The 25,014-nt window shown below is 58.0% G+C and carries 20 protein-coding genes and 3 pseudogenes; 12 read left to right on the top strand and 11 right to left on the bottom strand.

Annotated elements, in window-relative coordinates; all coding sequences use genetic code 11:
- Window positions 1–160 precede the first annotated feature (160 nt).
- From MEB48_RS00930 to MEB48_RS00915, 4 genes and pseudogenes are all read left to right on the top strand, one after another.
- The gene (locus MEB48_RS00930) at window positions 161–757 is read left to right on the top strand and encodes a paraquat-inducible protein A (protein ID WP_237881001.1); all 597 of its coding nucleotides are present in this window, start codon (window positions 161–163) and stop codon (window positions 755–757) included.
- Window positions 754–1,420, top strand: a pseudogene (locus tag MEB48_RS00925) (paraquat-inducible protein A). The gene MEB48_RS00930 and the pseudogene MEB48_RS00925 overlap by 4 nt, the downstream one beginning before the upstream one ends.
- Window positions 1,401–3,056, top strand: coding sequence for a PqiB family protein (locus MEB48_RS00920; protein WP_237880997.1), 1,656 nt, complete (start codon window positions 1,401–1,403; stop codon window positions 3,054–3,056). Before MEB48_RS00925 ends, MEB48_RS00920 begins: the two are co-directional and overlap by 20 nt.
- 17 nt (window positions 3,057–3,073) lie before the next feature.
- Window positions 3,074–3,631 carry a PqiC family protein gene (locus tag MEB48_RS00915; RefSeq protein ID WP_237880995.1) on the top strand — a complete coding sequence of 186 codons (558 nt, stop codon included), beginning with the start codon at window positions 3,074–3,076 and terminating at the stop codon, window positions 3,629–3,631.
- A 20-nt stretch (window positions 3,632–3,651) separates the two neighbouring features.
- Here the strand turns inward: MEB48_RS00915 and MEB48_RS00910 are convergent, their stop codons facing one another.
- Complete coding sequence (locus MEB48_RS00910; RefSeq protein ID WP_030131372.1) at window positions 3,652–4,590, bottom strand: site-specific integrase; 939 nt, start codon at window positions 4,588–4,590, stop codon at window positions 3,652–3,654.
- Window positions 4,591–4,727: 137 nt separating this feature from the next.
- Here MEB48_RS00910 and MEB48_RS29050 point away from each other — a divergent pair.
- The 7 genes and pseudogenes from MEB48_RS29050 to MEB48_RS00880 form a co-directional block, all read left to right on the top strand.
- Window positions 4,728–4,899 (top strand): annotated as a pseudogene (locus tag MEB48_RS29050) (lipid IV(A) 4-amino-4-deoxy-L-arabinosyltransferase); the annotation flags it as partial.
- Window positions 4,896–5,240 (top strand): 4-amino-4-deoxy-L-arabinose-phosphoundecaprenol flippase subunit ArnE, encoded by a 345-nt coding sequence (gene arnE, locus MEB48_RS00905; protein WP_095054006.1) that lies wholly within the window; start codon window positions 4,896–4,898, stop codon window positions 5,238–5,240. The pseudogene MEB48_RS29050 and the gene arnE, both read left to right, overlap by 4 nt.
- On the top strand, window positions 5,237–5,650 hold the full coding sequence (arnF, locus tag MEB48_RS00900; RefSeq protein WP_237880993.1) for a 4-amino-4-deoxy-L-arabinose-phosphoundecaprenol flippase subunit ArnF: 414 nt from the start codon (window positions 5,237–5,239) through the stop codon (window positions 5,648–5,650). The genes arnE and arnF overlap by 4 nt, the downstream gene beginning before the upstream one ends.
- A complete protein-coding gene (locus MEB48_RS00895) occupies window positions 5,647–7,026 on the top strand; it encodes a UDP-glucose dehydrogenase family protein (protein ID WP_237880991.1) in 1,380 nt (459 codons plus the stop codon). The genes arnF and MEB48_RS00895 overlap by 4 nt, the downstream gene beginning before the upstream one ends.
- Before the next feature lie 197 nt (window positions 7,027–7,223).
- Complete coding sequence (locus MEB48_RS00890; protein WP_237880989.1) at window positions 7,224–7,919, top strand: HPP family protein; 696 nt, start codon at window positions 7,224–7,226, stop codon at window positions 7,917–7,919.
- Window positions 7,920–8,076: 157 nt separating this feature from the next.
- The gene (locus MEB48_RS00885) at window positions 8,077–9,183 is read left to right on the top strand and encodes an enoyl-CoA hydratase/isomerase family protein (RefSeq protein ID WP_237880987.1); all 1,107 of its coding nucleotides are present in this window, start codon (window positions 8,077–8,079) and stop codon (window positions 9,181–9,183) included.
- 3 nt (window positions 9,184–9,186) lie between these two features.
- Window positions 9,187–10,338: an acyl-CoA dehydrogenase family protein gene (locus tag MEB48_RS00880; protein WP_237880985.1), complete on the top strand. Its 1,152-nt coding sequence runs from the start codon at window positions 9,187–9,189 to the stop codon at window positions 10,336–10,338.
- Between the two features lie 136 nt (window positions 10,339–10,474).
- Here MEB48_RS00880 and MEB48_RS00875 read toward each other — a convergent pair whose 3' ends face one another.
- From MEB48_RS00875 to MEB48_RS00845, 6 genes are all read right to left on the bottom strand, one after another.
- Window positions 10,475–11,248 carry an enoyl-CoA hydratase gene (locus MEB48_RS00875; protein WP_192342987.1) on the bottom strand — a complete coding sequence of 258 codons (774 nt, stop codon included), beginning with the start codon at window positions 11,246–11,248 and terminating at the stop codon, window positions 10,475–10,477.
- 14 nt (window positions 11,249–11,262) lie between these two features.
- Window positions 11,263–12,390, bottom strand: coding sequence for an acyl-CoA dehydrogenase (locus MEB48_RS00870; RefSeq protein ID WP_237880983.1), 1,128 nt, complete (start codon window positions 12,388–12,390; stop codon window positions 11,263–11,265).
- Window positions 12,391–12,533: 143 nt separating this feature from the next.
- Window positions 12,534–13,727: an acetyl-CoA C-acyltransferase gene (locus MEB48_RS00860; RefSeq protein ID WP_237880981.1), complete on the bottom strand. Its 1,194-nt coding sequence runs from the start codon at window positions 13,725–13,727 to the stop codon at window positions 12,534–12,536.
- 12 nt (window positions 13,728–13,739) lie between these two features.
- Window positions 13,740–14,501 carry an SDR family NAD(P)-dependent oxidoreductase gene (locus tag MEB48_RS00855; protein ID WP_237880978.1) on the bottom strand — a complete coding sequence of 254 codons (762 nt, stop codon included), beginning with the start codon at window positions 14,499–14,501 and terminating at the stop codon, window positions 13,740–13,742.
- Window positions 14,502–14,517: 16 nt separating this feature from the next.
- Window positions 14,518–16,182, bottom strand: a complete 1,665-nt coding sequence (locus MEB48_RS00850; protein WP_237880977.1) for an AMP-binding protein — start codon at window positions 16,180–16,182, stop codon at window positions 14,518–14,520.
- Window positions 16,183–16,438: 256 nt separating this feature from the next.
- Window positions 16,439–17,455: an AraC family transcriptional regulator gene (locus tag MEB48_RS00845; RefSeq protein WP_237880974.1), complete on the bottom strand. Its 1,017-nt coding sequence runs from the start codon at window positions 17,453–17,455 to the stop codon at window positions 16,439–16,441.
- A 133-nt stretch (window positions 17,456–17,588) separates the two neighbouring features.
- Between MEB48_RS00845 and MEB48_RS00840 the strand changes: the two are divergent.
- Window positions 17,589–17,813 (top strand): annotated as a pseudogene (locus MEB48_RS00840) (imelysin family protein); the annotation flags it as partial.
- A 94-nt stretch (window positions 17,814–17,907) separates the two neighbouring features.
- Here MEB48_RS00840 and MEB48_RS00835 read toward each other — a convergent pair.
- From MEB48_RS00835 to pssA, 4 genes are all read right to left on the bottom strand, one after another.
- On the bottom strand, window positions 17,908–18,153 hold the full coding sequence (locus MEB48_RS00835; RefSeq protein WP_237880972.1) for a hypothetical protein: 246 nt from the start codon (window positions 18,151–18,153) through the stop codon (window positions 17,908–17,910).
- Window positions 18,154–18,200: 47 nt separating this feature from the next.
- Window positions 18,201–22,775: a hypothetical protein gene (locus MEB48_RS00830; RefSeq protein ID WP_237880970.1), complete on the bottom strand. Its 4,575-nt coding sequence runs from the start codon at window positions 22,773–22,775 to the stop codon at window positions 18,201–18,203.
- A gap of 81 nt (window positions 22,776–22,856) precedes the next feature.
- Complete coding sequence (locus MEB48_RS00825; RefSeq protein WP_237880968.1) at window positions 22,857–23,411, bottom strand: hypothetical protein; 555 nt, start codon at window positions 23,409–23,411, stop codon at window positions 22,857–22,859.
- A gap of 92 nt (window positions 23,412–23,503) precedes the next feature.
- On the bottom strand, window positions 23,504–24,847 hold the full coding sequence (gene pssA, locus MEB48_RS00820) for a CDP-diacylglycerol--serine O-phosphatidyltransferase (RefSeq protein ID WP_237880966.1): 1,344 nt from the start codon (window positions 24,845–24,847) through the stop codon (window positions 23,504–23,506).
- Window positions 24,848–25,014: the final 167 nt, after the last annotated feature.

The raw sequence follows: 25,014 nt of genomic DNA, 5'->3' as shown, positions 1-25,014 counted from the left end.
CGGTCAAATGTGGGAGCGGGCTTGCTCGCGAAGAACGATGACGCGGTCGATCAGACTTATGCCCCCATCCCGTTGATCTGTCTTTTAATTTGCTCATTCGCAAGTCACCTCTATATTGAGGGTGTGCTCTGATTTTCCTGTCTCCTGGCGAGTGCGGCCGATGGCTACGACTGACCAACTGATCATTTGCGAGCACTGCGACTGCGTGTATGAAAAAGTCACGCTCGCCAAACATCAAAAAGCCCTGTGCACCTGCTGCGGCGGCGTGCTCCAGCGCTATAGCGGACTGTCGGTGGAGCAGCGTCTGGCGTTGGCTTTCACGGCAATGATGCTGTGGATTTTCGCCAACTTCTATCCCGTCATGAGCATCAGCATGAAGGGCCTGAAAAACAGTGCGACGCTGTGGGATTCGGTGTTGGCATTGAGCCAGGGGCCGATCACCTTTATCGCGTTGGTGGCGGCGATCTCCATCATCCTCGCCCCGCTTTTTCAGCTTGTGTTGCTGATCTGGGTCTTGAGCTTCGCCCTCGGACATCGACGCTCGCCCGGTTTCAAACTGTGCATGCGCTGGCTGGAAGCCCTCAGGCCCTGGAGCATGCTTGAAGTCTGTCTGCTGGGCGCAATGGTCGCGGTGTTCAAACTTGCAGGGTTACTGGATGTCATCCCCGGCATCGGCCTGTTTGCCTTGGCCGTTCTCAGCCTGCTGTTGATTCGCATCGCCGGACGCGATGTGCGCGAACTGTGGAACATTTTATGAGCACGCCACCGCTCGCCAGCGAACTCAACCTGTGCCTGTGCCACAGCTGCGGCCTGGCCTGCGACCTAACCGACAACCCTCATGAATGTGAACGCTGTGGCGCGCCACTGCATGCCCGTAAAGCCGATTCATTGACCCGCACATGGGCCTATCTGCTGGCCGCATTGGTGTTTTACATCCCGGCCAATCTGTTGCCGGTCATGAACACCAGCCTGTTCGGCAGTGGCTCCGACAGCACCATCATGGGCGGTGTGCTGGAATTCTGGGAACATGGTGCGTGGGACATTGCCTTGATCATTTTCATCGCCAGTATTGCGGTGCCGGGCATCAAGTTCGTTGCCCTCTCTTTGCTGCTGATCACGGTGCAACGCGGCAGCCTTTGGGCGCGCAAGGAGCGTTCGAAGCTTTACCGATTCGTCGAGCTGATCGGCTACTGGTCGATGCTCGATGTCATTGTTGTCGCGCTGGTCGCCGCACTGGTCAAATTCCAGGCTCTGGGCGATATTCAACCGCGCCTGGGCATTCTGTTTTTTGGTCTGGTGGTGGTATTCACCATGCTGTCGGCAATGAGTTTCGATCCGCGATTGATTTGGGATAAAGAGCCGGATAAGGCGCGGGAAAAACCACAACGAGGAGCTCACGGATGAAGTCGCAAGCCACTGATGGGCCGCAAGCCCCTGGCCAGGCCAGTATCAAGACCCGTCGCTTCAGCGTTTCGCTGGTGTGGATCGTGCCGATCGTTGCGGTTCTGGTGGGGATCTCCCTGGTGATACACAGCGTGATGCAGGAAGGTCCGACCATCACGGTCACCTTCAAGACCGGCAGCGGCCTCACGGCCAACAAGACCGAGGTCAAGTATCGCAACGTGGTCATCGGCCATGTCTCGGAAGTAAAGCTGAGCAACGACCAGAAAAGCGTCAACGCCACGATCAAACTCGACAAACAGGCTGAGAGCTTTACCCGCGAAGATTCGCAATTCTGGGTCGTGCGCCCGCGCATTGGTGCTGGCGGCGTCTCGGGCATCGATACGCTGCTGTCGGGTGACTACATTGGCGCCGACATCGGTCAGGCCAATGCCCGTTCCAAACACTTCATCGGTCTGGAAAACCCGCCGCCCATTACCTATGGCGAGCCGGGTAAGCGCTTCATGCTGCACACTCAGGACCTCGGCTCGCTGGATATTGGCTCCCCCCTCTACTACCGCAAGATTCCGGTCGGGCAAGTGGTGGCGTATGCACTGGATGCCGATGGCAAAGGGGTGAACATTGAAGTCTTCGTGCATTCGCCCAATGACGTCTTTGTCACGGAGAACACCCGGTTCTGGAATGCCAGTGGTATCGATGTGAGCGTGGGTGCCAACGGTTTTGCGGTGAGTACCGAGTCCTTGTCGTCCTTGTTGGTGGGCGGCATCGCGTTTCGCGCACCGGAATACAGCCCCAACGATCAGCCAGCCAGCGAGAATAAAGCCTTCGACCTGTTCGTCGATCAGCAAACGGCCCTCGCTCCCCCCCACGGTAAAGGGCAGTACTTGAGCCTGCGCTTCGATCAGGCCTTGCGCGGGCTCAAGATCGATGCGCCGGTGGAGTTCCTCGGCGTGGAATTCGGCAAAGTCGTATCGATCAATCTGGATTTCGACGCGAAAAAACGCAGTTTTCCACTCAATGTCGGCATCATGATCTACCCGCAACGCCTCGGCCAGGCTCATTTAAAAATGCTCGAGGCCTTGAAACATAATCCTGAAGACGAAGCCGCAAGCATAAAGCTGATGGGCAGCTTCATCGAAAACGGCCTGCGGGCTCAGGCCCGCAGCGGCAATCTGCTGACCGGTCAGCTTTACATCGCGCTGGACTTCTACCCCAAAGCGGAGAAAGTCGTGTTCGATCCGACCGCCCGCCCCGTCAGTGTGCCCACCATACCTGGCAGCCTCGAGCAGTTGCAGGAAAAACTCGAAGGCATGGTCAACAAGATCAATCAGCTGCCCATTGAACGCATTGCCGGCAACCTCGACAGCAACCTCGTCGAGTTGCGCAAGGGCCTCGTACAGTTCAACGCCAGGACCCTGCCCGGCGTGCAAACCACCCTGGCGGAGGTCAGCAAGACTTTGCAATCGGCCAGCTCGACCCTCGCTGACGATTCGCCGCAACGGGAACAGCTGAACGACACCCTGACCGAACTCGGACGCATGTCGCGCTCGTTGCGGGAGCTCTCGGATTATCTGGGCCGGAACCCGGAATCGCTGATTCGCGGCCGTCCCGACAATGCCGCGCCGATAGACTTGCAGCCGCCACCGCGCAACTGATCACAGGAGCAACACCCATGGCTTTTTCGCTAAAGATCACGCTGGTAACCGCATTATTGTTGCTCACCGCGTGCAGCAGCGACCCTATTCGGTTCCACACCCTGACCCCGGCCCAACCGGGCGTCGCCAGCAGCAGCGGCGCGGAAATTCAGATCGAAGCGATCACCGTGCCGCCCCAGGTCGACCGCCCGCAGATCGTCATTCGCCAGGGCAACGCCGGCCTCGCAATCCTCGAAACCGAATGGTGGGGCGCGAGTCTGGTGGACGAACTACGCAGCGCCCTGGTCGATCAACTGGTCAACAATAACCTGCAACGCAAAGTGTCGTTGCGTCTGGACATTCAGCGCTTTGATTCGATTCCCGGCCAATATGCGTTGATCGATGTCAGATGGCGCCTGCGCAGTCTCGGCAATGGCGATGCAGCAATGGTCACTTGTCGCAGCACGTTGCAGACCGTTTCCGGCGCGAGCATTGATGACTTGGTGATCGCTCATCAAAACAATCTGAAACGCCTGGCGGCCGCCATCAGCCAAGCTGCAACCGGAGCGTCACGGGGCTGTCCGGCAGCAACATAGCGACAGCGGCATCGGCATCCTCAAAGGTCGAAACGATCAACCGCCCGCCGACGTTCGTTATCGTCGCGCACATCGTAATTGGCGGTGGTCTGGATGTTGCTGTGGTGGGCCAGTTTCTGCGCGATCGACAGGTCATGCTCTTCAATCACTCGGGTGATGAACGAGCGCCGGAAATCGTGCGGCATGATTTTTACCCCCACCTGTGCGCCGCGTTGCCGGGCAATGTAGTAGATCGCATGCTTGGTGATGCGCTCGCGGGTGATATGGCTGCCACGGCGGATGCGGTTGAACAGGAATGGGTCGTCTGTTTCACCCTCCTTTAATTGCGAACGCCGCAACTCCAGCCACGCGTCCAGTTTGGCGAAAGCCCAGGCTGGCGCGTACTTGATCAGCTGTTTGTTGCCCTTGGCGGTGACGCACAGGCTGCGCTCGGTGAAATCCACCTGGGCCAGGTCCAGGTTCACCGATTCCGATTTGCGCATCCCCGAACCGTACAGAATCCCGATGATGGCCGCGTCCCGCAGCCCTTGTGGCCGTGGATCGGCCGCGCATACCTCCATCAGATCGCGGATCAAAGTGCGCTTGAGGTTGCGTCCCTGGGACAGCCGCGTGCCGGCAATGCCTTTGACCGAGCGCATTTTCAGCAAGTGCTCCTGGCTGATCAGGCTCATGCGCCACGCTTCGTTCATCACTCCGCGCACCGCATTAACGTAGAGCGACGAGGTGTTCGGCGCGTAGCCGTCTTCGCGCAAGGTCGCCACCAGCGCAACGACATCCTCGGGCTGCAGTTGATGCCAGGGAATCTCTTCGATGTTCATGTCTTCGAAGTCCAAACGGTCGGCGGCGTCCTGCAACACATAACGCATGGTCAACTGGCTGGACGGCGCCAGACGCGCCAGATACAGGGTCAACGGGTTGGCTTTTGAAACGAGGGATTCAGTAGCAGGTAAGTCAATCAATGAAACGGGCCTTGAAATGAATAAATACGCAGGCTCCCGTCATCCTTTGAGCCCGCCGGGCCGTAACGCTGCCGACCATGGACTGGAAAGTCAATGGTGGCTTCTTGGGTTGTCGGCGAAACCAGGCATCACCAGTACCGAACGTCTGCTTGACTGGAAACAACACGATAGACGAATTGAAACATGGCCTGGCCTATCCTGACTCAGCAACCGCGGCTGCTCGAAGTCCACCAGCGACTGCCCAAGGATGGCAAACGTTATGAACAAGGCAATCCGATGATGCTGATTTTGCCTCAGGAGGCATCATGAGCCTGCTGCTCGTATTGGCTGCCTGCCTGCTGACCTGCCTGGGCCAGATCGCCCAGAAATACGCCGTGGAAAGTTGGCGCGGCAAGGCGTCGACCTGGGGCGAAAAACTGCGCTCGCCGTGGCTGTGGTTGGCACTCGCCGCTCTGGGATTGGGCTTGCTGGTCTGGCTGCTGGTGTTGCAGCGCCTCGAAGTCGGCGTCGCCTATCCCATGCTCAGCCTGAATTTCGTATTGATCACACTGGTCGCCCGCTTCGTCTTTCACGAAACCATCGACCGCCGGCACTGGCTGGGCGTGGCGCTGGTGATCGCCGGTGTGGCGTTGCTGGGGCAACACGCATGAGCCTGCATCGCGGACTCGCCTTCGCCCTGATCAGCGTATTGCTGGGCAGCGCCGCCCAGTTGGGCATGCGCTGGAGCATGACCCGCTTGCCGCATCCCGAACAATTGATATCCGCCTTGAGTAACGGCAGCGTCGATGTGTCCGCCATGGCCGTCGTGCTGGCCGCCATTCTCGCCTATGCCGTGTCGATGCTCACCTGGCTCGCCGCCCTGCGGGATCTGCCGCTGGGTCGGGCCTATTCGCTGCTGAGCATCAGCTATGCGCTGGTGTACGTGCTGGCCGCCAGCCTGCCGCTGTTCAACGAAACCTTCAGCCTTTCGAAAACCCTGGGGGTGGCGCTGGTCATCCTCGGAGTCATCACGATCAATTCTCGACCTGCTCACGCGCCCCCTCTCAGGAGAGCTCCATGAAAATCAGTGTATTTGGCAGCGGTTATGTTGGCCTGGTGCAAGCTGCCGTCCTGGCTGAAGTCGGCCACGACGTGGTGTGCATGGACATTGACGAGAACAAAGTCGCGTTGCTGCAACAGGGCCACGTCAGCATCTTCGAACCGGGGCTGGCCAGCCTGGTGCGCGAAAGCCTGGAAGCCAGACGGCTGCAGTTCACCACAGACGAAAAATTCGCGGTGCAACATGGCCAGGTGTTGTTCATCGCCGTCGGCACGCCTTCGCGGGATGATGGTTCGGCGGACCTGAAATACGTGCTGTCGGTGGGTGAAGCAGTGGCGCGTCACCGGGAACAACCGGTGATTCTGGTGGAGAAATCCACGGTGCCGGTGGGCACGGGCGATACCTTGCGCGCGCATATCGAAAAGTGCCTGCTCAAGGTCGGTCGGCTGTTGCAGTTCGATATTGTCTCCAACCCCGAGTTTCTCAAGGAAGGTTCGGCCGTGGCCGATTGTCGGCGCCCGGACCGCATCGTCATTGGCTGTGAACGCGATGACGTGCGTGACGTGATGCGCGACCTTTACTCTCCGTTCAACCGCAACCATGACCGAATCATGTTCATGGACCTGCGCAGCGCCGAGCTGACCAAATATGCCGCCAATTGCATGCTGGCGACCAAGATCAGTTTCATCAACCAGATCGCCGAGCTGGCCGAACATTTGGGCGCCGATATCGAATCGGTGCGGCTGGGCATTGGTGCCGATTCGCGCATCGGTTACCACTTCATCTATCCCGGCTGCGGTTACGGTGGCTCGTGCTTCCCCAAGGACATGCGCGCGCTGATTCACAGTGCCGAACAGGCCCATTGCTCCAGCGACCTGCTGCAAGCGGTGGAAGCCATCAACCAGCGGCAGAAACACAAACTGTTCCAACGCATCAACGCCTTCTACCAAGGCGATTTGCGCGGCAGGACCTTCGCCGTGTGGGGCCTGGCCTTCAAGCCTAACACCGACGACATGCGCGATGCGCCGAGCCGGGTGCTGCTGGAATCGCTATGGGCTGCCGGGGCCCATGTGCGAGCGTTCGACCCGGAAGCGATGCAGGAAACCCAACACCTTTACCCCGACGAATCGAAACTGATGCTCATGGGCACGCCGGAATCGGTGCTCGCGGGGGCCGACGCGCTGATCATCTGCACCGAATGGCAGCAGTTCAAGGCGCCGGACTTCAACCTGATCCAGCAACGTTTGAAGGCACCGGTGATCTTCGACGGGCGCAACTTGTACGACGCCGAGCGCCTGGCCCGCAACGGCTTCCTGTACTTCCCGATGGGCCGCGGTGAATCGCGCAACCTGCCGATTCCCCATCAGCAATGGCCAGCGGCCTCGGTCGTGGCGTGAACAAATCGTGTTGGTCATCGGCGGGTGACTGCAAAAATAATGCATTGAAGCTGCATTAATATGAATTTGTCAGCATAACGATTGATCGGCACACTGTGCGCCGTTCCTCCCCCAATAGTTGGAACTACTTCAAGGGCTTTCTGGGTATTCCAGCTAAGCCTTTTTTTTGCCTCGATTTTATATGGACCGTTTGCCTCATGCTTGCTCGCTGGTTACCTGCCGCTATCAATACCCGCCCTTCAGAATGGAGCCGCGCCGCGATCGGCATGGCCCTGGGGACGATGTTTAGCGTCTGGCTCTGCAGTCAGGTATTCGGCATGGAAGTGGCGCAGCACCTGATCGGCCCGCTGGGGGCATCCGCGGTATTGCTGTTTGCTGTGTCCTCAGGCGCCCTCGCCCAGCCGTGGTCGATTCTTGGCGGTTATTTGAGTGCCGGGGTGGTCTCGTTGCTGGTCGCTCACGTACTCGGACGCACCCTCGGCAGCGCCTGCCTCGCGGCGGGCATGGCGCTGATTCTGATGTGCTGGCTGCGTTGCCTGCACCCGCCGGCCGGGGCGTTGGCGTTGCTGTTGGTGTTGGCAGACCCGGCGACCATTGCCCTGGACTGGAAAGCCCTCGGCCCGGTGATGCTCAGTGGCTCGACAATGCTGCTCAGCGCACTGGCGTACAACAATTTGACGCGCATTCGTTACCCCAAACGTCCCGCTGAACCGGCACCGATGATGCCCCTCCCCGACAGCCAGGCGATCACTGCCGCGGATCTTAAACTGGCCCTCGCCGACATGGAGGCCTTCTACGACGTCACCCCCGAAGACCTTGAGCAACTGATCCATGCCAGTGAGTTGCATGCCAAGCGGCGTAGCATCGGGGATGTATTTTCCAGTAAGGGTTGAAGATCAAAAGAAAGATCCTTTGATCTTGCCATAAGGTAAAAATGCAAACAGCACCTGCACGTATCCCGGTTGTACATCACAATTTTGCACTGATACGATCCAGCATCGCTCGCGCGCGAGCTTCTCTATAAAGAACAATAAAAGCAGGGAGTTAGTGATGACTGCTCAGGTTTCATCCCCGGCAACACAGCCCATGGATGCCACGCAAAACGAAGTGTTGGCCGAGGTTCGCAATCACATCGGTCACCTGACCCTCAATCGTCCCGCCGGCCTCAACGCCATTACCCTGGAAATGGTCCGCAGCCTGCAACAGCAGCTCGATGCCTGGGCACAGAATCCGCAGGTTCATGCGGTAGTCTTGCGCGGTGCCGGTGAGAAAGCGTTCTGTGCCGGCGGCGATATCCGTTCGCTGTACGACAGTTTCAAAAGTGGCGACACCCTGCACGAAGACTTCTTCGTCGAGGAGTACGCCCTTGACCTCGCCCTCCATCACTATCGCAAACCGGTCCTGGCCTTGATGGACGGCTTTGTCCTGGGCGGTGGCATGGGGCTGGTGCAAGGCGCCGATTTGCGCGTGGTCACCGAGCGCAGCCGTCTGGCGATGCCGGAAGTGGCCATCGGTTATTTCCCGGACGTTGGCGGCAGCTATTTCCTGCCGCGCATTCCCGGTGAACTGGGTATTTATCTCGGCGTCACTGGCGTGCAGATTCGCGCCGCCGATGCGCTCTATTGCGGCCTTGCTGACTGGTACCTGGAAAGCGAAAAGCTGGGCACGCTGGACGAGCAACTCGATCATCTCGAATGGCACGACACGCCGCTCAAGGATCTGCAAGGCCTGCTGGCGAAACTCGCCGTTCAGCAACTGCCCGATGCGCCACTGATCGCATTGCGCCCGGCCATCGATCACTTCTTCGCGCTGCCCGACGTGCCGGGTATGGTGGAGCAAATGCGCGAAGTGACGGTTGCCGATAGTCACGAATGGGCGAAAACCACGGCGGATCTGCTGGAAAGCCGTTCACCGCTGGCCATGGGCGTGACCCTGGAAATGCTGCGACGCGGTCGGCACCTGAGCCTGGAACAGTGCTTCGCCCTCGAACTGCATCTGGATCGCCAGTGGTTCGAACGCGGCGACCTGATCGAAGGCGTGCGCGCCTTGCTGATCGACAAAGACAAGAACCCGCGCTGGAACCCGCCGACCTTGCAAGCGCTGGACGCCGAGCACGTGGCGAGTTTTTTCACCGGGTTCGACCCAAGCTGGAGCTGAGCCATGCACGATATCGAATTGAGCGAAGAGCAAGTGATGATCCGCGATATGGCCCGGGATTTTGCCCGTGGCGAAATCGCGCCCCACGCACAAGCCTGGGAAAAGGCCGGCTGGATCGATGACGGTCTGGTGGCGAAGATGGGTGAACTGGGTCTGCTGGGCATGGTGGTGCCCGAGGAATGGGGCGGCACTTATGTCGACTACGTTGCCTACGCCTTGGCGGTGGAAGAGATTTCCGCCGGTGACGGCGCCACCGGTGCGCTGATGAGCATCCACAATTCCGTGGGCTGCGGGCCGGTGCTCAACTACGGCACCGAAGAACAGAAACAGCAATGGTTGCCGGACCTCGCCAGCGGCCAGGCCATCGGCTGCTTTTGCCTCACCGAACCCCAGGCCGGTTCCGAGGCCCACAACTTGCGCACCCGCGCCGAACTGCGCGATGGCCAATGGGTGATCAACGGCGCCAAACAATTCGTCAGCAACGGCAGGCGAGCGAAACTGGCGATCGTCTTCGCCGTGACCGATCCGGAGTTGGGCAAGCGCGGCATCTCGGCGTTCCTGGTGCCGACCGAAACCGCGGGTTTCATCGTCGACCGCAGTGAACACAAGATGGGGATTCGTGCTTCCGATACCTGCGCCGTCACCCTGAACAATTGCACGATTCCCGAGGCCAATCTGCTGGGTGAACGCGGCAAAGGCCTGGCCATCGCCCTCTCCAACCTCGAAGGCGGCCGCATCGGCATCGCCGCGCAAGCCTTGGGCATCGCCCGGGCAGCATTTGAAGCGGCGCTGGCTTACGCGCGGGATCGGGTGCAGTTCGACAAGCCGATCATCGAGCACCAGAGCATCGCCAATATGCTGGCCGACATGCACACCCGGCTGAACGCCGCGCGTTTGCTGATCCTGCACGCCGCGCGGTTGCGCAGTGCCGGCAAGCCGTGTCTGTCGGAGGCTTCACAGGCCAAGCTGTTTGCCTCGGAAATGGCCGAGAAGGTCTGCTCGTCGGCGATACAGATTCATGGCGGGTATGGGTATCTGGAAGACTACCCGGTGGAGCGTTACTACCGGGATGCGCGGATCACGCAGATTTATGAAGGGTCGAGCGAGATACAGCGGATGGTGATTGCCCGGGAGCTCAAGCACTACTTGGTCTAGAGAGTCGCCGCAGACACGATCGTTCCCACGCTCTGCGTGGGAATGCAGCCCGGGACGCTCCGCGTCCCATCAAAAGCCGAACGCGGAGCGTCCGTTGAGGCATTCCCACGCAGAGCGTGGGAACGATCAGAGTGGGTTACTTGCCGACGAACTCCGCCTCACGCTTGGCAATAAACGCCGCCATCCCTTCCTTTTGATCCTGCGTGGCAAACGCCGCATGGAACACCCGGCGCTCGAATCGAACGCCTTCCGACAGGCTGACTTCAAAGGCGCGGTTGACACTTTCCTTGACCATCATCGCAATCGGCAGCGACTTCTTGGCAATCAGCGCTGCGACTTTCAGCGCTTCTTCCAATAGCTCATCCGCCGGCACGATGCGCGCCACAATGCCGCAACGCTCCGCTTCCACCGCATCGATCAAACGCCCACTCAGGCACATTTCCATGGCCTTGGCCTTGCCCACCGCGCGGGTCAGGCGCTGGGTGCCGCCCATGCCCGGCAATACGCCAAGATTGATTTCCGGTTGACCGAATTTGGCATTGTCGCCCGCCAGAATAAAGTCGCACATCAACGCCAGTTCACAACCACCGCCCAAGGCAAAACCGTTGACCGCGGCAATGATCGGCTTGCGGCGGTTGGCCACGCGATCGCTGTCACTGAACAAGTCATCGAGGTAGATCTGCGGGTAGGTCAGTTCGGCCATTTCCTTGATGTCGGCACCGGCGGCGAAGGCTTTTTTCGAGCCGGTCAGCACGATGCAACCGATGTTCGAATCGGCTTCCAGGCCATCGAGGGCATGATTCAGTTCACTGACAATTTGCGCATTCAACGCATTCAGCGCCTGCGGACGGTTGAGGGTAATCAGGCCAACGCGACCGTGGGTTTCCAGCAAAATCGTTTCGTAGTTCATAGGTGGATTCCTTCTCAAAGATTGCGCGAAATGACCATGCGCTGAATGTCGCTGGTGCCTTCATAGATCTGGCAAACCCGCACGTCGCGGTAGATCCGCTCCAGCGGGAAGTCGTTCAGGTAACCGTAACCGCCCAGGGTTTGCAACGCCGAGGAGCAGACCTTCTCGGCCATTTCCGAAGCGAATAGCTTGGCCATGGACGCTTCCACCAGCGCCGGTTTGCCGCTGTCACGCAACGCCGCCGCGTAATGCACCATCTGCCGGGCCACGGCGATCTGGGTTGCCATGTCCGCTAGCCGAAAGGCTACCGCCTGATGTTCGATGATCGGTTTGCCGAAGCTCTCGCGTTCACGAGCATAGTCGCGGGCCGCTTCAAACGCGGCGCGGGCCATGCCCACCGATTGCGAGGCGATGCCGACACGGCCGCCTTCAAGGTTGGCCAGGGCGATCTTGTAGCCTTCGCCCTCCTCACCCAGTCGGTTGGCCACCGGGACTTTCACATCCTCGAAGAGGATCTGGCAGGTATCGGAGGCGTGCTGGCCAAGCTTGTCTTCGACTCGCGCGACTTTATAGCCCGGCGAATCGGTGGGCACGATCAGCGCAGTGATCCCACGCTTACCCGCATTTGGGTCTGTCATCGCGAACACGATCACAATTCCGGCGTTCTGCCCGGAGGTGATGAACTGCTTGCAGCCGTTGAGCACGTAGTGATCGCCGTCCAGCCGAGCACGGGTTTTCAGGCTGCTGGCATCGGAGCCGGCTTGCGGTTCGGTCAGGGCAAACGCACCGAGCATCGCACCGCTGGCGAGTGACTTGAGGAAGCGCTCTTTCTGATCGTCATTGCCGAACTTGAGGATCGGCACACAACCCACCGAGTTGTGCACGCTCATGATGGTCGAGCAGGCACCGTCGCCGGCAGCAATTTCTTCCAGGGCCATGGCATAGGCCAGGTAACCGGTGTCGCAACCGCCCCACTGCTCCGGCACCAGCATGCCGAAGAAGCCCAAGTCGGCCATCTCGCTGATGGCTTCCTTGGGGAAGCGATGTTCGCGGTCCCATTCGGCGGCGAACGGTTTCAGCCGTTCCTGGGCAAACTGCCGGGCCGCATCGCTGATCTGAAGTTGTTCGTCATTGGGAATCATGCCAAGTCCTTAAAATTCAAGTTGAAACACAAGACCTGTGGGAGCGGGCTTGCTCGCGAAGAGGCCGTGTCAGTCGACATCAATGTTGAATGACATACCGCCTTCGCGAGCAAGCCCGCTCCCACAGGGATTGGCGTCAGCCCTTAGTACAGGCATTCCACAGCCATGGCCGTGGCTTCGCCGCCGCCGATGCAGATCGCTGCAACGCCGCGCTTCAGGCCTTTCTGGCGCAAGGCCGAGAGCAAGGTCACGAGGATCCGCGCGCCAGATGCACCAATTGGGTGGCCCAAAGCGCAGGCCCCCCCGTGGACGTTGATCTTCTCGTGAGGGATTTCCAGTTTGGTCATGGTCACCAGGCTGACCACGGCAAAAGCTTCGTTGACTTCGAATAACTCGACTTCGTCCAGCGACCAGCCGGTTTTCTTCATCAGCTTCTTGATCGCGCCCACCGGTGCCACCGGAAACAGCCCCGGGGTGTCGGCAAAGGCAGCGTGACCATGAATCACTGCCAGCGGCTTCAGGCCTTGTTTCTCGGCTTCGGAACGGCGCATCAGCACCAGTGCCGCCGCGCCATCGGAGATCGAACTGGAGTTCGCCGCAGTCACAGTGCCACCATCGCGGAACGCCGGTTTCAGCGAGACGATCTTGTCCAGTTTGGCTTTCGGCGGTTGTTCATCGTGGCTGATCAGCACCTGCTCTTTGCCGACCATCACCTGCACAGGCACGATCTCGGCGTTGAAACTGCCGTCCTTGATCGCCTGTTGCGCGCGGGTGGTGGAAGCAATCGCAAACGCGTCCTGATCTTCGCGACTGAAGCCGTTGGTTTCAGCGCAATCCTCAGCGAAAGTGCCCATCAGGCGACCCTTGTCGTAAGCGTCTTCCAGGCCGTCGAGGAACATGTGATCGAGCACCCGGCCATGGCCCATGCGGTAACCGCTGCGAGCGCGGTCCAGCAGGAATGGCGCATTGGACATGCTTTCCATGCCGCCGGCGACGATCACGTCGGCACTGCCGGCGATCAGCATGTCGTGAGCCAGAATCGTGGCTTCCATGCCCGAGCCGCACATCTTGTTCAGCGTCGTGCAACGGGTCGATTTATCCAGCCCGGCGCCCAGTGCGGCTTGCCGCGCCGGGGCCTGGCCGAGACCGGCGGAGAGTACGCAGCCGAACAGCACTTCTTCCACGGATTCAGGGGCGACACCGGCGCGTTCGACGGCAGCACAAATCGCTGCGGCGCCCAATTGCGGCGCGGTCAGGCTTTTCAGTTCACCCTGGAAACCGCCCATCGGGGTACGGACGGCGCTGACGATAACGATTGGATCGTTGGTGATAGTCATGACAAATCCTCCTTATTTGGCGGCCATGCGCAAGGCACCGTCGAGACGGATCACCTCGCCGTTGAGCATGCTGTTTTCCATGATATGCCTGACCAGCGCGGCGTACTCGCTCGGCTTGCCCAGGCGCGGTGGAAACGGTACGCCAGCGGCCAAGGACTCGCGCACTTCAGGGGTCATGCCGGCCATCATCGGCGTTTCGAAAATGCCCGGGGCGATGGTCATCACGCGGATGCCGAAGCGCGCCAGTTCACGGGCGGCGGGCAAGGTCAGGCTGGCAATCGCGCCTTTTGAAGCCGCATACGCAGCCTGGCCGATCTGGCCGTCGAAGGCTGCGGCCGACGCGGTGTTGATGATCACGCCACGCTCACCGTCTTCGTCGGCTTCGGTTTCGGCAATCGCCGCCGCCGCCAGGCGCAACATGTTGAAACTGCCGATCAGGTTGACGTTGATCACCTGGCTAAAACTGTCCAGCGCATGGGGGCCGTTCTTGCCGAGGATTTTCTCGCCACGCACGATGCCGGCGCAGTTCACCAGCCCATGCAGCGCGCCGAATGCTTTGACCGCTGCTTGCACAGCAGTCTCGGCAGCCGCTTCGTTGCTGATATCGGCCACCACGCTTTGCGCGCCGAGACGTGCAGCCTGCGCCGCGACGGCTTCGGCGTTCATGTCCACCAGCATCACTTTGGCGCCAGCCGCCACCAGCATTTCAGCGGTGGCGGCACCGAGGCCGGACGCGCCGCCGGTGACGAGAAAAACCTTGTTTTCGATCTGCATCATTGTTTCCTTGGATTCAAGCTGAAACGTTCTTCGCGGCGGCCTCTTGAGCCTTGGCGATTTCCTGGTTGCGCAAGATAAAGCGCTGCAATTTGCCGCTTGGGGTTTTCGGCAATTCGCTGACAAATTCGATTTCACGGGGGTACGCGTGCGCCGCCAGACGCTTGCGCACGTGTTGGCGCAGCTCTTCTGCCAACTCTGGCGCGGCGCGGTATTGCGGGCTGAGTACGACGAAGGCTTTCACCAGCTCGGTGCGTTCCGGGTCGGGTTTGCCGATTACCGCCGCTTCGACCACTGCCGGGTGTTCGATCAGCGCGCTTTCCACGTCGAACGGGCCAACGCGATAACCGGACGTGGTGATCACGTCGTCGCTGCGGCCGACGAAGCTGATGCTGCCGTCCGGGTTCCACTCGACGGTGTCGCCGCTCAGGTAATAGTTGCCGACGAAGGCCTTGGTCGGTGCGCCTTCGTAGCCGCCGAACCAGCACATCGGCGACTGGGTACGGTCGATAGCCAGAATGCCCGGCTGGCCGACGCCCAGTTCTTTGTATTCGTCATCGAGTACCACGATGCGGTGGCCCGGCGAGGCGAAACCCGCAGCGCCGACGTGTACCGGATGATCGAGGCCGTGGTGATTGCACAGAACCATGCCCAGTTCGGTCTGGCCGTAATGGTCGTGGATCACCACGTCGAGATTATCGGCGAACCAGCGAATCACTTCCGGGTTCAGTGGCTCACCGGCGCTGCTGACGATGCGCAACTTGCCCTTGATCGAACGGGCAAACTCGTCGCCACCGGCAATCAGCAAGCGATACGCTGTGGGTGAACCGGTGAGGTTGGTGATCCCGTATTTGTTGATCACCCGGCAGGTGCTTTCGAGGGTGAACGGGCCATCGTAAAAGGTGATCGGATGCCCCATCGCCATCGGCCCGGTGACGCCGAAATAGATGCCATAGGCCCAGCCCGGATCGGCGACGTTCCAGAACGCGTCTTCAGGACGCAAATCCACCGCGTCACGGGTGTAATTCTGGAACGCGACGATCGCCTTGAGCGGCACTGACAGCGCTTTCGACGGGCCGGTGGTGCCCGAGGTGAACATCAACAGGAACGGGTCTTCGCCGCTCAGCAATACCGGTTCGCACTTGGGGGAATAATTGGCCACTTCGGCCCAGAAACTGAAGTCGCCACGCACGATGCCTTGGCCCTTGGCGCCGCCAACGGTGACGATGGTCGGGCAGTCGGCCACTTCAGCGAGTTTCGGGCGATTGACCGCGTCGGTGACCACCACTTTGGCACCGGAGCTGTTGAGGCGATGTTCGATGGCTTTCGGGCCGAAGGCGGTAAACAGCGGCTGATAGACCGCGCCGATGCGCCAGGTGGCGAACACGGTGATCAATAATTCGATGTTGCGTGGCAAGAGGCCGGCGACTTTATCGCCCTTCTTCACGCCCTGGGCCAGCAGGAAATTGGCAAACCGCGCGGCTTTGTCCTGCAAGTCGCTGAAGGTGTAGGTCGCGCTGGCGCCGTCGCGGCCTTCCCAGAACAGCGCGATGCGCCCCGGCAAGGCATGCCGGTCGCAACACTCGACGCAGGCGTTCAGCGCGCTCAACGACCCTGTGAGCGCGGCATCGACGGTGTGCTGATAATTGAACTGTGACGTGGCAGACAAGTAATCGCGCATTGCCAGAATCCCTCTGTATTTTTATTAGGTTGGGGGGAACCGTAACTAACAGGGAAATACTCGCTCTGCGCGGGGAGCGGGACAATGGTCAAAGCTATCAAGTTGCGTGACTGGTTTGGCCAAGGTTCAAGGGATGTGGCGCCTGGGCGGACGCCTTCGCGGGCAAGCCTCGCTCCTACAGGTCCGGATCATCATCGCCCTTGTAGGAGCGAGGCTTGCCCGCGAAAGCGCCAGACCAATCAACACACAATCCGGATCAACTCGCCTCGTTAAGAATCAAACTCCGATAATGCCCCGGATTAGACCCCGACCACTTGCGAAACGCCTTGTAGAACGAACTCGCATCGGAAAACCCCAAACGTGTAGCGATTTCAGCAAAGCTGATGGCCGGTTCGGCCAGCCAGACGATGGCCAATTCCTTGCGCACACTGTCCTTGAGCCCCTGATACGTCTGGCCCTCTTCAGCCAGGCGTCGACGCAGGGTCGAGGCTGACATGCACAGCCGCTGCGCCAACGCCTCGGTTTCCGGCCAATGTTCAGCGGGCAGTTGCCGTAAGTCATGCTTGATCCGGCTGGCCAGGCTCTCCGGATCGCGGTATTTCACCAAAATGTTCGCTGGCGCATGGGCGAGGAATCGCTTGAGTTCTTCAGGGCTGCGCTTGATCGGCAAATCCAGGCAATCGGCCGAGAAAATCATTCGCGTGCGCGGCCGGTCGAACCGCAGGTTCTCGGAGAACATCACCCGATAGTCATCGCAAAAATCCGGCTGCGCGCAACGCAACTCAATGGCCAGGATCGGAATCCGCCGCCCCGCCAGCCAGCAGGCCACGCCGTGCACGATCATCCAGTAAGTGAAGTAGGTGAAGGCGCGACGCGGGTCATCATCGTTCTCCAGCAAGACGATTTCCGCCAGGCTTTGCTGGCGAACCAGTTGCGCAGGCATGCGTTCGAGCATCAACGACAGAAAGCTCAGGCCTGAGATCAGCCCGGCGGCCAGGCTCGGCTGAGCCATCGAACAGCGACAGAGAAACGCCAGGCTGCCGGACTTGAGCTTGCGCGGGTCCATGCCAAAAAACTCATCGTCGCCGCGCCGGGCCAGCAAGCGCCACAGCCTTGCATAAGCAGTGGCCGGAACACGGGCGTCGGTGGTCTCCAGCAACGCCGGATCGATACCGACCTTGTGCAACACCTCTTCGGTGGCAGCGCCAGGGGCGCAACTTTGCAACAGCGCTTCACGCACCAGTTGAATGGCGATGGTGTCTTTTTCCGACATTGACCGGGCGAGCCTTGTTGTTTGAGTGGTGGGCATATTAGCGCAGCGGCGAGCGGGCTTGCCCGCGAAAGCAGTGGATCAGCCGACAGATGTATCGAATGTGACGCCGTCATCGCGGGAAAGCCCGCTCCCAAAGGGGATGGACGCGTTGGCCGACGGTTTGAACAAAGACGTGAAAGACCTGCAAACCCGCGTCGTCGGCCTGACCTTCCCGCCCGAGAAAGTCGTCGGCGGTGCTGCCGCGTTGCTTGAAGAAGTGGCGGCCACCAAGATCTCCGGCGAGGAAGATCGCTACAGCCATACCGACCGCTATGACTTCCAGGGCAACATCGTTGAACTAATAGTTGACGCACTGAAGTGACGCCCTCGCGGAGATTGCCCGCGAAGGCGTTTTTTCATGGGGTAGGCTTTTGCTGCTGACCGCTTGTTAGCCGGCCGCTAGCGAATGCCGGTCAGCGCTGCGGTCTGAAATCATCAAGCGCAGGCCCAAAAGGAATGCCGTTCATATCAAGTTGATACCATTTTCCGCTGACGTCAACGGCGGTTACGGTGGAGTTCCGACTCATTCCCCTGATGAGTTTTTCGGTATTCATCCGCTTGGAAAATTTTGCAGCAGCAGCGCCGCTGGCTGGCCCTCCCAGGAAACACCGAAGCTGATCTACACCCGTTTGCAGACGAGCGATGCCATTGTCAGTCAATTTGAATATGCCACTCGCCAAGGAGTTACCGACGCGTCTTACCCCTCTCACCCCCCCACCAGCAGATCGCCGAACCCGCTTAGTGGATTGATCGCGGACACGACAGTAGAAACAGTGGTTTGCAATGCATCAAAGGCTTTGAGTCTGACGGGCACAGCAGATTTCAATAACCCAACAACTTTACCGGCTCCACGAACCAAACCATTCAGGCCAGCCACCACATCTGTATAACATCCAAATGCGCCATTGATGAGCCCCATGCGAGTTCCCGAAATCAAGTCTTGTATACAACCGACAAAGGGAATGAGTTTCAGCAGATAGTCACCTATGCTGTCCAGCGTCGCCTGTTTTTCCTCCCGACTGGTTGACCCTTTTGCCTGCTTTAACAGAGACTCTCTTTGCCCCAGTAAAAAATTGTCAACGATCACACTGTTGACGATTCGAGAAATTTTGTCCGAAAAATAGATATTGGGTACGTAGCTCGTTTGATTATCACTTGCCTGTAAAGGCGTGCCGGGAAAGTCACTGCCAAGCTTTTCGATTATCAATTTGGAGGAACTCACATTCGCCCTGAGTTGGGAGCCGGTTGAGTAGGCCTGGAAATCAAATGGCAGATCCGTTCCACGTTGCACGGGGGCATTGACCGCCGGGCCACTACTGACTTTGGCCTTTTCGGTTTTCATTTTTCCATTGAGCGGTAGTACATCCGGCAGGTCGGTGCGTTTGATGATTTTCATCTGTCCTGGAAAAAGCTCAAAATAACTGACGGACGTCTGGTACTCACAACGTATCAATGTACCGTGTTTCCCACGGTAAGCGGCTTGCATCTCCGGCGTTTCATTTTCCTTCAAACGTCCTGTTTCTTCACGGAGAGTAAACAACTCTACCTTTCCCAGCTCCAGGCGTTGGCGGTCCTCCAACGGCAAAGTGGATATCAGCAGTTTGGATGGAGCGATAAATGCTTCCTTGAACTCTTCGAAATAGGCGTCCACGGAGGCTGTTACAATCGGAGTCAGATCGGGTAATTTCCGGATTGCGCGGTCTAACTCTGGATGTTTCCAACCCTTGCGGGAATCGAACCAATCACCTTCCTTTAAATCGCCTGCCATGTATATCTCGATCAGGCCATGATCTCTCCCTGTTGATGCTTTCAAATTCCAATCTTCAGAAAGACTGGTTGACCAGAGTTTCTTGGCCTCTATCTCACCAACACTAAGCCCCGGAAAAACTTTGCGAAGTTCAATAATAGCCAACTCTCTTCGTGTTCGCAGCGGCTGAGTACAGGCTTTGAATGCCCGGCTGAGCTCGGCTCTTTGTTGGGCATATCTATTCGCCGAGTTCGTATAATCCTCAAGCGAATAGTTCGACTCCGTGGATTGGCGAATCACTCCGTTCATTACTCCCCATCCAACCAAGATATCAACGCCGAGGACTTGAAATAAAAGTCGAGTCTCTGTCGTTACTGGCTCCAGCATAGAAAGTTCATTGAGTTGTCCCGGGGTCATAGATCTCGAACAACCGGGGCTCTTCATTTCAGCGACAGCAGCCCCCAAACGCTGACTCATCCAGTTGGAACTACCCATTAAAATGTTTTCGCCTTTATTATGCACAAGAAATTCAGGTGCTATATCGGCGAGGAATATATGAGCGACCAAAGGTGCCGACAGCGCACTGACTCCCTTATTAATCAGGTGTCGCTCAATGTCTTCACGTACGGCGCCCATACCACGCCCCAGATTGCTCGGCTGGTAGATCTCATAACCAGCTATTGTACCGGACTTGCCTGAAGCGACAGGATCTACACCGAGTTTGATTGCCGCAAGTAACAATTGTTGATAATGTTGTTTCGTGGGTGTTTGCCCTTCCGAGGATCCATACCAATTAAGTTTCGTGAGCAATTGACTTCCCCATGTGTCGGATTGCGCCGCGCCCAATAATGCGCCCAACAGCACATCGGCGTTGTCGCGCCGCCCTTCGACCGACATCTCCTTTAGCAGTCCGCCTACCACCTGATCAATAATTGACCCGCCCTCGCTTAAAAACTCTTTGGATGCTTCAATGATTTTGGTTTTATCGTTCTGAGAAAGTGTTACCGTTGCCGGACTGCCCCTCAATAAGTCGGCGGCATAATTGCCCAAGGCTGGTGACGGAGGGAAAGGTGTTTTCAGCCATTGAATGATGTTGCGTACGTCTTCTGCATTTTTCGGCAAATCAAAACCCTTGAAGCGCAGGACTTGTTGCAGGTTGTAGGATTCACTGTTGTACAGAACATGTCCGATCTCCTTCACCATTGGTATCAACTTGTTGAGCTTTTCTTTCAAAATGGGCTGATCGCTGACAAAGTCAGTCAGGTCACGCCATGTCCATCCGTTCATATAAGTAAAGCATTGGAGTTTGTTTTCAAAAATTCTGTAGCGGTTCTCAAAGCAATTAAAGTTATTAGCTTTACCAAGCTCGATCATCGCCGGCAATTCGAGCAATTCTTTGAGATGGCGACGTGCTTCCTGACTTTTTCGCGCCAGCGGCGAGGTGCCGGCAATGTCAGCATACTGATCAGACAATGTAACGGACGCATTATTGGCCATGCCACTTACGCTTTGTTCCAGATCAAGAGCCAGGCGCTCACGTTCTTCGGCCTCCCCGATAGCCTGCTTCACCGTTTCAAGGTTCTCCTGCAATCGGGCCCTGTTGAACTCCGGCCAGCCCTGCGATTTCAGTTGAGCGGCACATCTTTCTGCTCCCTCTTCAGAGAGTGGCGGCGTGACACCGTAAAACTGGAGCAACACGTCACGCGCAAGTTCATTCGAGGCTTCATTCATATAACCCAAACCGACATCGCCGGGATCGAGTACGTTTCTGGCGTCGAGCAGTTGAGCGGAGACCTGCCACCACCCGGAGTCATCCCATAGGGTAAATTTTTCCTGGGTGCTCTCGCCGCCATGGGTGACCTCGTGGGTAACAAAGTCCGAATGAATACGCAGTGTTGTGAGGTTCATGCCTTTAATTTCGAACCACGCAAGCAACTTGGAATCGTCCAGTGCCTGTTTGTAAAGTTCGAGCGGTTCATGGATCGATGTTCCTGCAGGAATCGCCAGCGGACCGTTCTGGTTGGAATCGAGCATTTCAATGACATTCGATTGCAAGTCGCTATCAGCTTTCAATGGGGTATCCAAGTCGATCAAGGCGTCCAGCACATACTCGGCGGCACGTGGTTTGCGTTCCGATCGTTCGTTCGTTGTGGCTTCATCATGAACATAAATGTCTAGACTGTGCTCAACTGTTTCCTCAATCAGCTGTTTATAGCTCATGCCCAGATGTGCAGATACAGGCTGCTGTAACAAGTAATCTACATCCGTCACCAAATGTGGATCCTGATGAGGATTTTCATAGGTGGAGTTTGCGATCCGCTCCCTGACGGCTCGGGAAACTTCCGGCAATGTGCCCAGAAGTAATTCCACGTCCTCGGTGATGTGTTTTCGCAGCTGCGGATTCGTCTCCTCGGCAAAGTGCGCATCGATCGGGAGTGTCTGAACATTGTCGGGAAACCAGCGGTTGTAGAACTCGTTGACCACGGCATACAGGGCAGCCATCGCAATGGTAGCCGTCGCATGCGGGTGTTGCTGAACGGTCGACATGCCCATCGACGCCAGGTAACCGGCTGCGACCTGTAGCCAAGTCCCCAACTGATTTCCCATCGCCCGCCACGTATCGTCCTCATCCGATTCGTTCGTCACCGTTATTACCGTATCGGCATAAGGACTATCGACGTTGCCAAATGATGAAGCCGGAGTTTGGCGAAGTGGAGTTCGTACGCTGACTGACTCGGCGAAGTTTCTGATATCCGCTAGCAACCTCATGGGATCAGGGGCATCTATGGCGCCCTCCACGGGACGATAACCAGTGATTGCCTGCGTCATAAACGTGTCGAGCTCGGCAACCTGCTCGGCCATGCGGACGACCGCAGAAGCCCTCTCGGAATAAACCGGCTCGTGGACCGGCCTGTCACGGGTTGGCGCTGTTAGCGGTTCAACCTGGCGACCGGCGTTCGATGGCTGTTCAAGCGTTACGTTCGTCTGCGCTCGAGACACGATAGTCTGCTGCGAATCGGCTTTTTGTTCTTTGACGGGATGGGTGGGCTTTGCATAGGCAATCAGGGATTTACCCAGTGAAGGTATCCCGCAGGTATCTAACGCATTCACTATAAACACCAGCCTCGCGGCAATGTTTTTTGGCCAACGCGGACCGCTGATAACGACCTCTTCATGGAAATCGGATTTGCGTTCGATTTCAGCGAGCAATGACAGCAAGCCGGGAGTATTTTCCCATTCGGCCCATGGATATTGTTCGGGCGCGGCAGGGAATAATTGCAGGTCGTTCTTTTCGCTGGACTGGCTGGCCGACTGAGCTGCTTTAGAGGTAATACTCTTTCGCAACGTCTCGATATCTCTGCGTAATGCTGTTGGTAGAAGGTTTTCACCGGAGACGTTGCACAGTTTGAGAAACTGGCCCAATGCGTGTTCTGCTTGCCCCGGAGACGGCCGGATAACAAGCATTTCTTCCAGCTTGTGCAATGTCTGATCAAGCTCGAACCCGGATGCATCAATATGGATGTGGCTTTGCATGAGAGCCTTTTTAAGGCCAGCCCATTCAGCGTTCGCCAACAATTCGCCCGTCGCGATTTTTTTCTGCTCTTCATCAAACGATCACTTCAATCGGGACTGAATATACTCCAGAACGTTATGGCCAGAGGGGGCCTCGGGAAATTTGAATGTTCCACCGAACGCAACGGGCCAGTCCTGCGGTGGGAGATGAGAAACCACATCCACGATGTTGCGCAGTTGATCTGCGCTCAGATCATCAGTCAGCGGTATCGATCGCATCATCGCTTCGCCGATTAGTGAACTCAGCGCTTTGCCTGTTGTACTTTCTTGCAGGAAACCGGTCTGGACAATCTTGCGCATTTGCTGCGCGGTTAACTGCTGGGTACTTAGATGATCCACCACCTCTTTCCAGCTTGCATCGAGGGTTTGTTGATTACTTATAACGTCCGAGTCGAAGCTGTCGCGCTCGACATACGTCGGCCCTGCCCTATTGTCCTTAACGCTGGACACCCCGGATGGCGGGTGCTGAAAGTGCTGACTATTGTTTTGAGCGTGCGAGACCTTCTGCGCCAAAAGATCAGGTGCAGGCTCGAAAGACGCCGAGGTGGTCGGTGCTGCTGTCCAGGTACGGTTTGTAGTGGGAAATGGGACGGTCATGCGAAGTCCTTTTGGCAAAAGACCCGCAGCTTAAGAAGCGCACGTAAAAGAAACTTGCAAAAAAAGCTCCCCCCGGAGGCAGGGGGCAAGCCTTATAAAATGCGATAGAGCAACCGTTCTATCCGCACCCTGCTCACGCGCTTGAGAAACCTGGCCACCCCCGCCGGGTAATCCGGCAGCGTTTCCAGATCCTGATACCGCTTAATGCGGCTGGTATGCCGGAAAATCTCTGCCAGCTCATTGTCACGCGGCTCCAGCAACTCACCTTTCGGATCATCGATCAGCAACGCATTTTCCAGGTCCAGACGAAACGCTCGAGGATTGAGGTTGTTGCCGGTCAGCAAGGTGTAGCGCTGATCGATCCACATGCCTTTGAGGTGATAGGTGTTGTCGCCATCCTTCCACAGATGCAGGTTCAATTTGCCACTGTCGATGTTGCGCTGATGGCGCTTGGCGAAGCGGCGCAAGCTGATTTCGTAAAGGTAGGGCAACGCCGCGATCACCTTGAACGGTTCGGTGGGCGGAATGTAGAAGTCGTTGGCGGTTTTGTCGCCGATGATGATGTCGATCTTCACGCCGCGGGCCAGGGCACGGTTGATTTCCCGGGTCACGGCCAATGGCAGGTTGAAGTACGGCGTGCAGATGGTCAGCTGATGCTGGGCACTGGCGATCAGCTCGCAGATCACCCGACTCAGCGGGTTGTTCTTGCCCACACCGAGCAGTGGGCTGACGGATAAACCGCCCTTCTCCGTGCTGCCCGCCGTGGTGTCGTACGCCGCGTGCTTGAGGCGGCTGCGCAAATCGCCGATGTCGTTACGCAGGCTGCGGGTGGTCGGCAGGTTTGGCAGGTCGAGGCGATGCACCGCTTTTGAGGCGATCAGACCGTGCTGGATCAGATGCTGCATCGAGTCGGCCAGCGCATGATTCTGCAGCAGGTGATAACGGTCGAAGCGGTACTTGTCGAATTTGTGCAGGTAAACGTTGTTCAGGCTCGCGCCGCTATAGAGCACGCAATCGTCGATCACGAAGCCCTTCAAATGCAGCACGCCGAACAGCTCGCGGGTCTGCACCGGCACGCCGTACACCGGCACTTCGCTTTCATGGGTGCGGGTCGTCTCCTGATACCAGGCCGCGTTGCCCGGCTGCTTGCCGGCACCGATCAAACCGCGCTGGGCGCGCAGCCAGTCCACGACCACCACCACGTCCAGTTCCGGGCGCGCCAGTTTGGCCGCGTGCAGGGCATCAAGAATTTCCTGGCCGGCCTCGTCCTGTTGCAGATACAGCGCAACGATATAGATGCGCTGGGTGGCGCTGGCGATTTTTTCCAGCAGGCAACGACGGAACTCGGCGGCGCCAGAGAGGATGGTGACGGCATCGGCGGTCAGCGGAAAACTGCGCAGTTTAGGCAGCAGAGAGCGTTTGAAAAGCGACGGCATAGGGCTCGCAAAGGGTCGAATCCGAAGAGCCTGAGAGCTTACACCATGGATGGGTTTGGGTCTTGTTACTGTCTGTAATGGCCTCTTCGCGGGCAAGCCTCGCTCCTACGGTTGATTGCATTCCCCTGTAGGAGCGAGGCTTGCCCGCGAAGGCAATCTCACAGCCA

The organism is Pseudomonas sp. PGPR40, assembly GCF_022014505.1.
Lineage (GTDB): Bacteria > Pseudomonadota > Gammaproteobacteria > Pseudomonadales > Pseudomonadaceae > Aquipseudomonas.
The sequence above is the reverse complement of the archived record's forward strand: the minus strand, read 5'-3'. Positions and strand labels throughout refer to the sequence as shown.

Excerpts from the sequence above, each read along its gene's own strand:
- MEB48_RS00855 (WP_237880978.1), bottom strand. The coding sequence starts at position 14,501 with ATGCAGATCGAAAACAAGGTTTTTCTCGTCACCGGCGGCGCGTCCGGC.
- MEB48_RS00860 (WP_237880981.1), bottom strand. The coding sequence starts at position 13,727 with ATGACTATCACCAACGATCCAATCGTTATCGTCAGCGCCGTCCGTACC.
- MEB48_RS00915 (WP_237880995.1), top strand. The coding sequence starts at position 3,074 with ATGGCTTTTTCGCTAAAGATCACGCTGGTAACCGCATTATTGTTGCTC.
- arnE (WP_095054006.1), top strand. The coding sequence starts at position 4,896 with ATGAGCCTGCTGCTCGTATTGGCTGCCTGCCTGCTGACCTGCCTGGGC.
- MEB48_RS00850 (WP_237880977.1), bottom strand. The coding sequence starts at position 16,182 with ATGCGCGATTACTTGTCTGCCACGTCACAGTTCAATTATCAGCACACC.
- MEB48_RS00890 (WP_237880989.1), top strand. The coding sequence starts at position 7,224 with ATGCTTGCTCGCTGGTTACCTGCCGCTATCAATACCCGCCCTTCAGAA.
- MEB48_RS00880 (WP_237880985.1), top strand. The coding sequence starts at position 9,187 with ATGCACGATATCGAATTGAGCGAAGAGCAAGTGATGATCCGCGATATG.
- MEB48_RS00830 (WP_237880970.1), bottom strand. The coding sequence starts at position 22,775 with ATGCAAAGCCACATCCATATTGATGCATCCGGGTTCGAGCTTGATCAG.
- arnF (WP_237880993.1), top strand. The coding sequence starts at position 5,237 with ATGAGCCTGCATCGCGGACTCGCCTTCGCCCTGATCAGCGTATTGCTG.
- MEB48_RS00885 (WP_237880987.1), top strand. The coding sequence starts at position 8,077 with ATGACTGCTCAGGTTTCATCCCCGGCAACACAGCCCATGGATGCCACG.
- MEB48_RS00870 (WP_237880983.1), bottom strand. The coding sequence starts at position 12,390 with ATGATTCCCAATGACGAACAACTTCAGATCAGCGATGCGGCCCGGCAG.
- MEB48_RS00825 (WP_237880968.1), bottom strand. The coding sequence starts at position 23,411 with ATGACCGTCCCATTTCCCACTACAAACCGTACCTGGACAGCAGCACCG.
- MEB48_RS00875 (WP_192342987.1), bottom strand. The coding sequence starts at position 11,248 with ATGAACTACGAAACGATTTTGCTGGAAACCCACGGTCGCGTTGGCCTG.
- pssA (WP_237880966.1), bottom strand. The coding sequence starts at position 24,847 with ATGCCGTCGCTTTTCAAACGCTCTCTGCTGCCTAAACTGCGCAGTTTT.
- MEB48_RS00845 (WP_237880974.1), bottom strand. The coding sequence starts at position 17,455 with ATGTCGGAAAAAGACACCATCGCCATTCAACTGGTGCGTGAAGCGCTG.
- MEB48_RS00920 (WP_237880997.1), top strand. The coding sequence starts at position 1,401 with ATGAAGTCGCAAGCCACTGATGGGCCGCAAGCCCCTGGCCAGGCCAGT.
- MEB48_RS00930 (WP_237881001.1), top strand. The coding sequence starts at position 161 with ATGGCTACGACTGACCAACTGATCATTTGCGAGCACTGCGACTGCGTG.
- MEB48_RS00895 (WP_237880991.1), top strand. The coding sequence starts at position 5,647 with ATGAAAATCAGTGTATTTGGCAGCGGTTATGTTGGCCTGGTGCAAGCT.